Annotated in this window: 12 protein-coding genes; 2 read left to right on the top strand and 10 right to left on the bottom strand. The window is 52.0% G+C overall.

The window, feature by feature from the left end; all coding sequences use genetic code 11:
* Positions 1 to 122 precede the first annotated feature (122 nt).
* The gene (lpp, locus tag F4V72_RS04645) at positions 123 to 359 is read left to right on the top strand and encodes a murein lipoprotein Lpp (RefSeq protein WP_001082307.1); all 237 of its coding nucleotides are present in this window, start codon (positions 123 to 125) and stop codon (positions 357 to 359) included.
* Between the two features lie 68 nt (positions 360 to 427).
* Here the strand turns inward: lpp and ldtE are convergent, their stop codons facing one another.
* The 7 genes from ldtE to sufA all read right to left on the bottom strand — a co-directional run bounded on the left by ldtE (position 428) and on the right by sufA (position 7,103).
* Positions 428 to 1,429, bottom strand: coding sequence for a L,D-transpeptidase LdtE (ldtE, locus tag F4V72_RS04640; protein WP_070801183.1), 1,002 nt, complete (start codon positions 1,427 to 1,429; stop codon positions 428 to 430).
* Between the two features lie 154 nt (positions 1,430 to 1,583).
* Positions 1,584 to 2,000, bottom strand: coding sequence for a cysteine desulfuration protein SufE (sufE, locus tag F4V72_RS04635; RefSeq protein WP_079796286.1), 417 nt, complete (start codon positions 1,998 to 2,000; stop codon positions 1,584 to 1,586).
* A 12-nt stretch (positions 2,001 to 2,012) separates the two neighbouring features.
* Positions 2,013 to 3,233 (bottom strand): cysteine desulfurase SufS, encoded by a 1,221-nt coding sequence (sufS, locus tag F4V72_RS04630; protein ID WP_023248049.1) that lies wholly within the window; start codon positions 3,231 to 3,233, stop codon positions 2,013 to 2,015.
* Entirely contained in the window at positions 3,230 to 4,501 is a 1,272-nt protein-coding gene (gene sufD, locus F4V72_RS04625) for a Fe-S cluster assembly protein SufD (protein WP_053508100.1), read from the bottom strand. The genes sufS and sufD overlap by 4 nt, the downstream gene beginning before the upstream one ends.
* Positions 4,476 to 5,222 (bottom strand): Fe-S cluster assembly ATPase SufC, encoded by a 747-nt coding sequence (gene sufC / locus F4V72_RS04620; RefSeq protein WP_023248047.1) that lies wholly within the window; start codon positions 5,220 to 5,222, stop codon positions 4,476 to 4,478. Before sufC ends, sufD begins: the two co-directional genes overlap by 26 nt.
* Positions 5,223 to 5,238: 16 nt before the next feature.
* A complete protein-coding gene (gene sufB / locus F4V72_RS04615; protein WP_053508102.1) occupies positions 5,239 to 6,726 on the bottom strand; it encodes a Fe-S cluster assembly protein SufB in 1,488 nt (495 codons plus the stop codon).
* Positions 6,727 to 6,734: 8 nt separating this feature from the next.
* On the bottom strand, positions 6,735 to 7,103 hold the full coding sequence (gene sufA / locus F4V72_RS04610) for a Fe-S cluster assembly scaffold SufA (RefSeq protein WP_023248045.1): 369 nt from the start codon (positions 7,101 to 7,103) through the stop codon (positions 6,735 to 6,737).
* A 426-nt stretch (positions 7,104 to 7,529) separates the two neighbouring features.
* Here sufA and F4V72_RS04605 point away from each other — a divergent pair, with 426 nt between their 5' ends.
* Complete coding sequence (locus F4V72_RS04605; protein WP_136058247.1) at positions 7,530 to 8,876, top strand: L-cystine transporter; 1,347 nt, start codon at positions 7,530 to 7,532, stop codon at positions 8,874 to 8,876.
* Between the two features lie 287 nt (positions 8,877 to 9,163).
* On the opposite strand, the gene F4V72_RS04600 is transcribed toward F4V72_RS04605, so the two are convergent.
* From F4V72_RS04600 to ydiJ, 3 genes are all read right to left on the bottom strand, one after another.
* Complete coding sequence (locus F4V72_RS04600; protein WP_001537749.1) at positions 9,164 to 9,352, bottom strand: YdiH family protein; 189 nt, start codon at positions 9,350 to 9,352, stop codon at positions 9,164 to 9,166.
* A 98-nt stretch (positions 9,353 to 9,450) separates the two neighbouring features.
* Positions 9,451 to 9,861 carry a 1,4-dihydroxy-2-naphthoyl-CoA hydrolase gene (gene menI / locus F4V72_RS04595; protein WP_023248043.1) on the bottom strand — a complete coding sequence of 137 codons (411 nt, stop codon included), beginning with the start codon at positions 9,859 to 9,861 and terminating at the stop codon, positions 9,451 to 9,453.
* Entirely contained in the window at positions 9,858 to 12,914 is a 3,057-nt protein-coding gene (gene ydiJ / locus F4V72_RS04590) for a D-2-hydroxyglutarate dehydrogenase YdiJ (protein ID WP_150342427.1), read from the bottom strand. The genes menI and ydiJ overlap by 4 nt, the downstream gene beginning before the upstream one ends.
* Positions 12,915 to 13,033 lie beyond the last annotated feature (119 nt).

Here is a 13,033-nt window from a genome sequence, read left to right as displayed (position 1 = left end):
TTCTTTGAGCGAACGATCAAAAATAAGTGCATTCCCATCAAAAAAATATTCTCAACCTAAAAAAGTTTGTGTAATACTTGTAACGCTACATGGAGATTAACTCAATCTAGAGGGTATTAATAATGAATCGTACTAAACTGGTACTGGGCGCGGTAATCCTGGGTTCTACTCTGCTGGCTGGTTGCTCCAGCAACGCTAAAATCGATCAGCTGTCTTCTGACGTTCAGACTCTGAACGCTAAAGTTGACCAGCTGAGCAACGACGTGAACGCAATGCGTTCCGACGTTCAGGCTGCTAAAGACGACGCAGCTCGCGCTAACCAGCGTCTGGACAACCAGGCTACTAAATACCGTAAGTAATAGTACCTGCGTAATAAAAATGGCGCACATTGTGCGCCATTTTTTTGTCCGTCTGTTTGCCGCGAAAGCTACTGCGTCGCGCGCGTTTGCCCCTCTTCCCCGACAAAACCGTTCTGAGCGGATTCGACTGCTGTCGTATTTGCCACCGACGTCTGCCTGGCGCTCACGCTGACAGGATACCCGGCTCGCCGGTATAGCGCCTTATCGACCAGGCGACTATCCACCCCTTCCGCGTTTCTGAACGAGGTAAACTCCGTAGGCAGCGCGTAAGGCATCGTCTGCACGTTTTGCTCTTCTTCCGGTGATAGCGGCCGGTGCACCTCTACATAACGAATGCCATTCGGCTCGACAGAGAATTTCACCGGCTGGTTAATCACTTTTACCGGCGTCCCCGTTCTGACCTGCGCAAATAACGCTTTAATGTCAGGCGCATTCATGCGAATGCAACCGGAGCTCACGCGCAGGCCAACGCTATCCGGCGCGCTGGTGCCATGAATAAGATATTCTCCATTACCGTGCGCCAGACGCAGCGCATAGCGTCCCAGCGGGTTATTTGGCCCGGCAGGGATCACCGGCGGTAGCGTGATCCCCCGCTCAAGCGAACGTTGGCGTATGCCCGCCGTCGGCGTCCACGTCGGGTTGGGGATCTTTTGCCCTATCCGGGTGTCCATGACGGGAGTCTCCAGTCCCTGCAAACCGATGCCGATGGGATACACCTGAACGCGATTTTCTCCCGGCGGGTAATAATACAACCGTAGCTCCGCGAGGTTGACGATAACGCCTTCCCTGGGCGCATCCGGCAATAGCATCTGCGAGGGAATGGTAATTAACGTACCAGGCTTAGGCACCGGCGCAATCGTATTGTTCGCTTCAAGAATGAGCATCGCCGCCGTATCAAAACGCCGGGCGATAGCCTGCAGGTTTTTATCACCTTCCTGTACGGTATAGGTTTGATTCTGACCAATAAGACGGCTGCCTTCGGGCGGCAATGGATAATCAACCGCCCAGGCCGCCTGTAACGCGCTATACGCGCTGATAAATGTAAGAGTAATGAAAGACGCACGTTTCATACCAAACCTCCTGTATTCCTGGTGATGTCCCCTGCGACGACTGATAGCGCTTCGCTTATCAGAACAACAAAATACACGCTCTGTCCACTATGGATAAAGCGACGTCGCCGTCCGGCAAAGGATTTGACATCAGGTAGAACGCTGTCTGTATAGTTTAGCTAAGAGTGGCGGCCTTAGCGCGAATTGCGCGAATCATTGCTTCCAGCCCCTGAGAACGGGAAGGCGTGAGGTGCTGCGCAAGCGCCATTTTTTCAAACCATGGCCGTACATCAAAATGCACAATATCCTGCGCCGTCATTTGGTGGTACAAAATAAACACCACCGCCATAAGGCCTTTGACGATCGTCGCGTCGCTGTCGCCCTGCAATTCGATAATGCCGCCAGCGTTTCGCCGCATCACGATCCACACCTGGCTCTGACAGCCCTGAATCGTATTTTGCGGATTACGATCCTGCGTATTTAATTCCGCCAGGCGCTGCCCCAACTCAATAATATATAAATATTTCTCTTCCCAATTAGCGCAACGCATAAAGTTACGCAGCAATTTTTCTTTATCCGGTAGCGCAGCCATAAAACCTCACTGTTATCCTAATAAACGGTGGATACGCGTTAATCCTGCCACCAGTCGGTCCACTTCTTCATGGGTGTTATACATCGCCAGCGAAGCCCGGCACATTGCCGGCACGCCATACCAGGCCATGAGCGGCATCGCGCAGTGATGCCCCGTTCGTACCGCGATACCGTAATTATCAAGGAAGCTGCCAACGTCATAAGCATGGTGTTTACCCAGGTTAAAAGCGACGACGCCCAACCGCTGCGCCGGACCATATAGCGTAATATCAGGCACCTGCGCCAGTTGCTCCAGCGCATAGTGCATCAGTATTTGCTCATAATCGCCAATCTTATCCAGGCCCAGCGACGTCACATAGTCAATTGCCGCGCCGAGACCGATGATACCGCCAGTATTCGGCGTTCCCGCTTCAAAACGCCAGGGCGCCTTCGCCCATGTCGTTCCCTGCGTCAGGCTAACAGTCGCGATCATCGACCCGCCCCCTTCCCACGGCGGCATCTCTTGCAGCAACGCCTCTTTAACATACAGAATACCGATGCCGGTCGGCCCGTAGAGTTTATGGCCGGAAAAAACGTAAAAATCGCAGTCCAACGCCTGGACGTCAACAGCATGATGCATCACAGCCTGTGCGCCATCCACCAGCACTTTCGCCCCATGCTGGCGCGCCAGCGCAATCATGTCCGGCAGCGGGTTTTCCGTCCCCAGCACGTTGGAAACATGGGTAATGGCCAACAGCCGGGTTCGGTCATCGAACAGCGTTGCTAAAATCTCCAGCCGTAGCGTACCGTCAGGATTCAATGGGATCACGCGCAGTTCAGCGCCTTTGCGCTCGCACAGCATCTGCCAGGGAACGATGTTAGCGTGATGCTCCATCTCGCTGATAATAATGTTATCCCCGGCGCGAATATTTTCCGTTCCCCAACTGTTGGCGACAAGGTTAATGCCCTCCGTCGTACCGCGCACGAAAACCAGTTCTTCTGCGGAGCGGGCGTTAATAAACCGCGACGCCTGCTTACGCACATTCTCCATGCTTTCGGTCGCCTGCGCGCTTAACGTATGGATACCACGATGTACCGCAGCGTAGCCGTGACGGTAGAAGGCAGATTCAGCGTCAATCACCTGATTGGGTTTTTGGGCGCTGGCTGCGCTGTCCAGGTAAGCCAGCGGCAGGCCGTTAATTTCACGTTGCAATATGGGAAAATCCGCCCGTACCTTTTCAACAGAAAATGTCATGCTAAGCCTCCGGGCAGTCGCTGGCCAATTCGCGCCAGTACCTGCTGTTTAAGGGCGCTATCATGGATAGCTTCCGTTAACTCTGCGGCAAACGCGTAAAGAATCATGTGCCGCGCCTCCTGCTGCCTGATGCCGCGTGATTGCAGATAAAACATCTGCTCATCGTCAATACGCCCGATCGTCGCGCCGTGGCTGCACTTCACGTCATCGGCATAGATCTCTAATTGCGGTTTGGTATCGACTTCGGCCAGTTTCCCTAATAGCAGGTTATTATTGGTCATCTGACCATCGGTTTTAATGGCGTGTTGTGCCACGTTGATCAGACCATTAAAGACCGCGCGTCCTTTGTCGCTGACGATGGTCTTGTGCAACTGGCGGCTGTTACAGTAGCCTTTGTTATGTTCCAGCCATGTCCGCGTATCGCAGACTTCATTTTTTACCGGCATCGCCAGGCTATTAAGTCGAAGCGTCGCGTTTTCGCCATTCAGTTGTGTGCTGGTGTGGTGACGTAGTACTGCGGCGCCCAGCAGAAAACTGTGGCTAAACGCCGAGGCGTCTGTCGCCAGCAGAAGATCGTTATGCGCAAAGTGATAGCTGGACGCATTTTCAAACGCCAGTTTGATATGGCGCAGTTGCGCATTCCCTGCAACTTTCATCGTCAGACGCGCGCCGGTAAAATGTTTTGCCTCTGTAAGGCTGACATAATGCTCAATAACCGTCGCCTCCGCGCCCTCCGCCAGCGCCAGATGGTGGCGATAATGCGCAGTGTTTAGCTCGTCGCCAGCCACGCCCTGGGTGATATGCATTAACAGTAGCGGTCTGGTCGGACGCTGATTTTGCCGTACCTGTATATACGTAACACATTGCGCCAGGCTTTCCGTCAGATGCAGAAAAACCTCGGGCTGTACCGGCGCGGCAAGCGTCTGGCGCTCATCCATGACGCTAACGTCAAATCCGCTGTTTTGCGTGCTATCACTGAGCTCTGGCATAAACCGCCCGTCGACAAACACCAGCCGCACGGCATCGATTTGCAACGCCAACGCATCACGCTGTACGGCGCTGATAGTCGCAAACTGCTGGATAAACTGGCTATGAGTTAAGCCCTCCAGCGGTGTGTATTTCCAGTCTTCATGTTTACGCGTTGGCAATCCCAGACGCAACATCTGTTGTAAATGTTGTCTTGCCTGCTCAGTTCGACTTTCTCCTTTCTCTTCAAAGAGATGCTGCCATTGTTGTAGCGCTTTACTGCTGTTCGGTAAGCCAGCCATAACCCTGCTCCTCCAGTTGTTTGACCAGAGTAAAATCGCCGGATCGGACAATTCGCCCCTGATAGAGGACATGGACGTAATCGGGCTTGATGTAGTCCAGTATGCGCTGATAGTGGGTCACGATAATAAAAGCGCGTTTATCGTCGCGTAGCGCGTTGACGCCTTCCGCCACAATTTTCAACGCATCGATGTCCAGTCCGGAGTCAGACTCATCAAGGATGCACAGTTCCGGCTCCAGCACCGCCATTTGCAAAATATCATTGCGCTTTTTCTCCCCGCCGGAAAAACCGACGTTTACCGAACGGGTCAGTAAATCTTCCGGCATTTTCAGCAATGCGATCTTTTCTTCCATCAGATCCTGAAAATCAAAGCGATCCAACGACGCCTGCCCTCGGTAGGCGCGCACGGCATTCAGCGCGGTTTGCAGGAAAAACTGGTTACTGACGCCGGGGATTTCTACCGGGTACTGGAAGGCCATAAAAATCCCTTCGCCCGCCCGTTCTTCCGGCGACAGTTCAAGCAGATCTTTACCTTTGAACGTAACCGAGCCGCCAGTGACCTCATAATCTTCACGTCCCGCCAGAGTAGCGGAGAGCGTGCTTTTTCCGGAACCGTTCGGCCCCATAATGGCGTGAACTTCGCCGGGGCGAATCTCCAGATTCAGGCCACGCAAAATTGCTTTTTCTTCCACACTGACCTGTAACTCTTTGATGCTTAACATGGGTTTTCCTTAATCATTAACCGACGCTGTGCTCAAGACTAATCGCCAGCAGTTTTTGCGCTTCAACGGCAAACTCCAGCGGCAGTTCCGAGAAAACGTCTTTACAGAAACCGTTGACGATCATCGAAATAGCGTCTTCTTCGCTGATGCCGCGTTGCAGGCAATAGAAAAGCTGATCTTCACCGATGCGTGATGTTGTCGCCTCGTGCTCTAGCTGCGCGCTGTTATTACGGCATTCAACATACGGGAACGTATGCGCGCCGCAGTCCGCGCCAATCAACATGGAGTCGCATTGTGTGAAATTTCGGGCGTTGGTCGCCGTCGGCATAATTTTTACCAGCCCACGGTAGCTGTTCTGGCTGTGCCCGGCGGAAATGCCTTTTGAGATAATGGTCGAGCGCGTGTTTTTACCGATATGGATCATTTTGGTGCCGGTGTCAGCCTGCTGATGTCCGCTGGTCAGCGCCACGGAATAGAACTCGCCGATAGAATTATCACCGCGCAGAATACAGCTCGGGTATTTCCAGGTAATCGCCGAACCGGTTTCCGACTGAGTCCAGGACATCTTGCTGTTTTCCCCTTCGCACAACGCACGCTTGGTCACAAAGTTCAGAATGCCGCCCGTGTTGTTGTCGCCCGGGAACCAGTTTTGTACGGTGGAGTATTTTACTTCAGCGTCTTTATGGATGATGACTTCCACTACCGCGGCGTGGAGTTGATAACTGTCGCGTACGGGCGCGGAGCATCCTTCGATATAACTCACATAGCTGCCTTCATCTGCCACCAGAATCGTGCGCTCAAACTGACCGGTTTTCTCGGCGTTAATGCGAAAATAAGTGGATAGCTCCATTGGGCAACGCACGCCTTTGGGAACATAGATAAACGTCCCATCGGAAGCGACCGCCGCATTCAGCGCGGCAAAAAAGTTATCGTTCCCCGGAACGACGGTGCCAAGATATTTCCTGACCAGGTCAGGGTGATCGTGTATCGCTTCACCAAAAGAACAGAAAATAATGCCCTGCTCCGCCAGTTTTTCACGGTATGTGGTCGCCACGGAGACAGAGTCAAAAATCGCATCTACGGCGACCTCTTTCCCTTCGCGAACGGGAACGCCAAGCTGCTCGAAGGCGTCTTCAACCTCTTTACTCAGAAAAGTATTCGCGCCTGTTTGCTGTACGGCTCCCGGCTGGGAAACGCAGCTATCGTCGCAGTTTCCGCATGATGGCGCAGAGTAATAGCTGTAGTCCTGATAGTTCAGTTTATCGTAGTGCGCCTTCAGCCAGTGCGGTTCATCCATTTCCAGCCAGGCTCTATAGGCATTGAGACGAAATTCCAGCATCCACTCAGGTTCGTTACGCTTTGCGGAAATCGCACGCACCACCTCTTCGCTGATGCCTTTTGCCAGTTCATCAGTGGGTAATTGCGTGAAAAATCCTTCTTTGTAATTAAGGCGTCCGCCTGTCCAGATGCCGACCTCTTCCGTTGCTTCAGTATTACGAGACATAGTACCGCCTATACCCCAAAACTTTCGCCGCAGCCGCATTCATTCTGGGCTTTGGGGTTATGAAATTTAAATAACTGGTTCAGCCCTTCCTGTACGTAATCCACTTCTGTTCCGTCAATAAAAGGCATCGCCTGTAACGGCGCGAAGAGCTTTGCACCTTCGACTTCAAAAACCAGATCGTCTTTATCCGGTTCCCGAACGGTATCCAGAACATAGCCGAATCCGGCACATCCCGTCTGTTTTACGCTTAACCGCACGCCCAACATGCCCGGCTGCTTTGCCGCCAGTTCACGTATGTGCGTCGCCGCCGCTGGCGTTAACGTCAGCCCTTGCCAGGGGAAGTCCTCCGGGTTAAACGTTCCTGAATGCAATTCCATAGGGTTACCTCGCGTTCTTAATCACCAGGATATAACAGCATGTTAGTGATAATGATTATCACTTCAACCCCTTAACCACAGGGGCTTTCCGACAAACGGTCAGATTGAGCGCCTTTTATTAAGCATAGACTCTGTCCGCCAGGCCATAAGACAGACAAAAATTCATTTAATATGTTGATATTTAATGAGTTAAAAGATATTGACCGTTCTGACAGGTCAAAAACGAAAAGATGTATAGAAAATGACTATTTAATTAATAGGCTGTCGACGTTGTTGGGCAGCGAGGTCAGAACCCCATTTTTTGTATGGATACCTGGCGTTCCACTCTTTATAATCCGCAACGGTTCTATAACTCAGTTTGGGCTATAGGTTTATGTTAACTCTTTCCGGCATTTCAGGTGCTGAATGAGGCAAGAGGCTTAAAATATGGTTGTCACGCTCGCGTATATCGCACTTTTTTTGGTTTTCTCGTGGGTCATCTTCAGAATTAATCAAAAAAGCGACTCCCTGTCGAAAAGCGTTTTTATCGCTATCTTTTTAGGGGCTGTTATTGGTTTATCCCTGCATTTTATTTCAGCAAATCACACTAAAACTATTATCGAATGGTACAGCATCGTCGGCAATGGTTACGTCAACCTGTTAAAACTGGTCGCTATACCGCTAATTTTTATTTCTATTATTTCTGCCATCAATAAACTGGAAAATAGCGCCGGCATCGGAAAAATGTCGCTGACGATCGTCGGGTGCATGTTATGCCTGGTGATGATTGCCGGTTTTATCGGATTACTGACCGCTCATATACTGGGACTTGACGCCAGCGCTTTTGTGCACATGCCGTCAACATTGACCACCGAAGAAGTCAACAAAACTGCCGCCGTGTCGATTCCCCAGTTGATAACATCGCTGATCCCGACGAATATTTTTCTTGATCTTACGGGGGCCAGAAGTGTTTCCGTTATCGGAATCGTTATCTTCACGCTAATAGCGGGGATCGCCCTGTTAAAAGTCAAAAAAGAGGCGCCGCAAGAAGGTCAGAAATTAAGCGCAGGCATTAACGCTATTCAGATCTGGGTGATGAAGATGGTACGTATCGTTATTGCATTAACGCCCTATGGCGTCATGGCATTAATGATTACCGTATTTTCATCATACCGCCTTGAACAATTCGCCAGCTTACTTGGTTTTATCGGCGCCTGTTATATTGCGATTTTAATGATGTTTATCGTGCACGCCATTTTGCTGGTCCTCAGCGGTAATAATCCAGCACGTTATTTCAGAATGGTCTGGCCTGTCTTAACCTTTGCGTTTGTTTCCCGCAGCAGCGCAGCCTCTATTCCGCTGGCCATTTCCGCTCAGGAAAAATTTGGCGTACAAAGCACCATTGCCAATATTTCCGCTTCGTTTGGCTCCAGTATGGGACAAAATGGCTGTGCCGGGATTTATCCGGCTATTATGGTGGCGATGATTGCGCCCACCATCGGCATTGATCCGCTCTCGCTGCATTTTCTGGTCGCGATGTTGCCCGCTATTGCGCTGGGGTCCATTGGCGTAGCCGGCGTCGGCGGCGGCGGTACGTTCGCGGCGCTGATTGTCCTGTCGACGTTGAATTTTCCCGTTGCGCTGGTCGGTATTTTTATTGCCATCGAACCTATCGTTGATATGGCCCGCACGGCACTGAACGTTAACGGATCGATGATGTCAGGTGTGCTGGCTAACCGTATTTTGAACAATAACACGGCTGACGACATGCCAGCGGTTATTGATAGACCTTAGTTTTTTGCGCGCCAGGGAAAAGAAAAACCCTTAAGTCTGTTCAATACAGGCTTAAGGGTTCCGGCCCCATCCGGCGCTTATCTCCGGCACTCTTAATGGCTTAGCTCTTGAAGGGGCATAAGAATAATCTCATAAAGAGAGCACGCCTTTTTAGCACAAATGGCGATCTGTGTTTTTTTAAACAAAATCAAGGGGATTGCATATTACCAGATGAAATTGTCTGGTGAGATTGCCTGGCAACATAGCCGGATGGCGGCGAACGCCTTATCCGGCCTACACAGACTTTATTAATGCACGCCCAACCGCCAGGCGAAATAGATCTCTTCTTTCAGTTCGGTTGCAGAGAGGGTGAGGAGATCGGCAAACTCTAACTCCAGCTGTTTTAAACGTTTCAGATACTGCGCGGGAGAAAGTTCGGTTTTATCACGGCGTAAGAATTCAATCGCCAGTTGGGTTGGGTCTAAATCAGTAGACATATCATCCTCGCTTATGTGTAAACGTGCACAGTATATCACCTTTTTCTGCGCACATTTTGACCAAAAGCAATATGCATCACACTTTTACGGTGACAACGTCACACAATCGCTGTAGTAAGACGCGAAGAACAGCACAGACGTCCCTGTTCATCAAAGATGTCTATCTGCCAGACCTGATGGCGAGCCCCGATATGCAACGCTTTACAGACGCCCCGCACGCGCCCCTGACGTGCCGACCGTACATGGTTGGCATTCACCTCCAGACCCACCACCTTTTGCTCCCCCTGCGTACACAGATAGCCTGCGACCGAACCGATACTTTCCGCCAGTACCACAGACGCTCCGCCATGCAGCAAGCCGAACGGTTGTTTGGTGCGATGATCGACGGGCATTGTCGCTTCCAGCGTATCATCCCCAATATGCTCAAAGTGGATATCAAGCAGGCCAACCATATTCCCTTCCCCCATCGCATTTAGCGCATCGAGGGTCACTTCGCGTTTCCAGATCATCCCATAATCTCCAGTAATGCCTGCAACGGGTGACGCACGCCCGTACCTTCAATGCGTTTGACCTGGCTTCGGCAGGAATAACCGGTTGCCAGGCAACGGTTTCGCGGTAGACGTTGCATCGCCTGATGCCAGAATAGCTCATAAATTCCCAGCGAATTTTGATGATTGGTTACTTCATGTCCATAAGTACCCGCCATACCGCAACAGCCTACGCTGACATTTTCCAGCTTCGCGCCAAAATGGGCGAAGATGGCGGCCCACTGCGCAGGCGCGCCGGGTAAAGCCGTGACTTCCGTACAATGGCCAAAAAAGTACCACGGTTCGCCGCTCACCTTGACGGACAGTCTTGTATTTATTTCCTGCGCCAACCATTCATTCACCAGCAACACATGAAAATCGCCGCGCTGTTCGCCCAGCGCCAGTTTGTATTCGTCGCGATAACATAGCACCAGCGCCGGATCGACGCCCACCATCGGCATCCCCAACGCGGCGATCCGATTAAGAAATTCAGAGGTTTTTTTCGCCGTTTTCGCAAAGCGATTAAGAAAACCTTTAATATGCTGCGCCTTACCATTCGGCGAGAACGGCAACAATACCGGTCTCCTGCCCAGTTTTTCCGCCAGGCGGATAAAATCCGCCACGACCCGAGCATCGTAGTAGCTGGTAAACGGGTCCTGAACCACCAGTACCGTTTTCGCTTTTTGCTCAGCGCTCATGCGCTCCAGTTGTTCAAGCGTCATATTGGCGGACGGATGGCCCACCAGTTGCTGTTGCAACGAGGGGGCGGAAAGCAGCGGTAAGTCCACCATACCGATATGTTTTTTCGCCAGATTACGAACCATCGGTTGGTTAATAAAAAAGTTAAAGGTCTTTGGCGCACGCGCCATCAGCGGCGCATAGGTCTCGACCGTCGCCACCAGATGATCGCGTACCGGACGCAGATAACGCGTATGGTAAAGCTGTAAGAAACGTGAACGAAACTCCGGAACATCGATTTTAATCGGACACTGGGTCGAGCAGGCTTTACACGCCAGACAGCCGGACATGGCCTCTTTAACTTCATGGGAAAAGTCATACTCGCCTTTGCGTCTGTGCCAACTATTCCGGGTACGGGCAATCAGCGTGCGCAAGCTGGCGCGTTTTTCCGGCAGATCCTTTTCCAGCTTCAACGGATCGACGCCGCGATCGGCCAATAGACGGAGCCATTCCCGCACCAGCGTCGCCCGCCCTTTCGGCGAGTGGATTCGGTTAAGGCTAATTTTCATCGACGGGCACATCGGGCTTTTCGCATCGAAATTAAAACACAGGCCGTTACCATTACACTCCATAGCGCCGCGCCAGGTCTGCCGTACCGCCAGCGGGATTTGACGATCCCAGGTGCCGCGTTTTACCGCATCCACCTTCATCATCGGCGCCTCTATCCCCTGCGGCGGACAAATTTTACCCGGGTTAAGTCGATTGTGCGGATCAAAAGCCGCTTTTATTTTGCGCAGCTCGCCATACAGGACTTCCCCGAAAAAGGCCGGGCTGTATTCCGCACGGAAGCCTTTTCCATGCTCGCCCCACAACAGCCCGCCGTATCTGGCGGTCAGCGCGACGACCTCATCGGAGATCTGTTTCATCAACAGTTCCTGCTGCGGATCGCACATATCCAGCGCCGGACGCACATGCAGCACCCCGGCATCCACGTGACCGAACATGCCGTAACTTAATCCATGACCATCCAGCAGGGCGCGAAATTCGGCGATGTAATCGGCCAGATGTTCAGGCGGCACGCAGGTATCTTCCGCAAAAGGAATCGGTTTAGCAGCACCTTTCGCATTACCCAGCAGCCCTACCGCTTTTTTACGCATCGCGTAAATACGCTCAATACCCGTCAAATCGGTACAAAGTTGCCAGCCGATCACACCCGCTTCCGCACGCGCCATCAGGCCATCCAGCCGGTGGCACAGCGCCTCGATCTGTCCGTCAATAAGCGCTTCATCGTCACCCGCGAATTCCACGATATTCAGGCCAAGCATCTCTTTATCCGGCACATCGGTAATCAATTCGCTAACGGAGTGCCAGACAATATCTTCCCGCGCGAGGTTAAGGACTTTAGAATCGACCGTCTCGACGGATAAGGCGCGCGCGTCAACCATAAAAGGGGCATTACGCAGCGCGGAATCAAAGGAGTCGTATTTTACATTCACCAGACGGCGGACTTTGGGTATCGGGGTAATATCCAGCCGGGCTTCAGTAATAAACGCCAGCGTCCCTTCCGACCCTGTTAAGATGCGGGTGAGATCGAAGCGGGTCATGTCATCGTTAAAGACGTGGCGTAAATCGTAGCCTGTCAGGAAGCGATTGAGCTTTGGAAAGCTATCGAGGATAAGTTGACGATTTTCCAGGCAGGACTGATAGACGGTCTGATAGATGCGGCCTGGCGTCGTCGTGTTTTCACCCAGCGTCTGGGCAAGCTCTACGGGCATCGATTGCGTGTCAAGGATATCGCCCCCCAACAATACGGCCCGTATGCCTAAGACGTGATCTGACGTTTTTCCATAGACCAGCGAGCCCTGACCGGAAGCATCGGTATTAATCATACCGCCCAGCGTTGCGCGATTACTGGTGGAAAGCTCCGGCGCAAAAAAATAGCCATACGGCTTTAGCGCCTGATTAAGCTGATCTTTTATAACTCCCGCCTCTACCCGCACCCATCCCTCTTCAGGATTAATTTCAATAATGCGGTTCATATAGCGGGACATATCAACAATAATGCCCTGGTTTAGCGCCTGGCCATTAGTGCCAGTACCGCCGCCTCGCGGGGTAAATATCAGCGACGTAAAGCGCGGCTCCGCCGCCAGACGGGCAAGAAGCGCGACATCCGCCGTAGAACGAGGAAACACAACAGCATCGGGAAGAAGCTGGTAGATACTGTTATCGGTCGACATTGTCAGACGGTCGGCATAGCTGGTTGCCGTATCGCCCGTAAACCCTTGCTGCTCCAGCGCCTGCAAAAAATTGAGCACCAGCTGAACGACGCCGGGTGCCTGAGAAATTTGTGGAATCATTATATTGACCCTTTCCTGCGGTCTATGTTGTGAACGGTGGCGCCCAACCCGGCGAGCGCGAGCGGTCTACGCACAGGAAGGGATGCTTAATCGTTTGCGTGTTGCGTTATTTGTTGTAT

The sequence above is a fragment of the Salmonella enterica subsp. diarizonae genome (assembly GCF_008692785.1).
Classification (GTDB): domain Bacteria; phylum Pseudomonadota; class Gammaproteobacteria; order Enterobacterales; family Enterobacteriaceae; genus Salmonella; species Salmonella diarizonae.
Note: the sequence above shows the minus strand (reverse complement) of the source record. Positions and strands in the feature narration are given on the sequence as shown.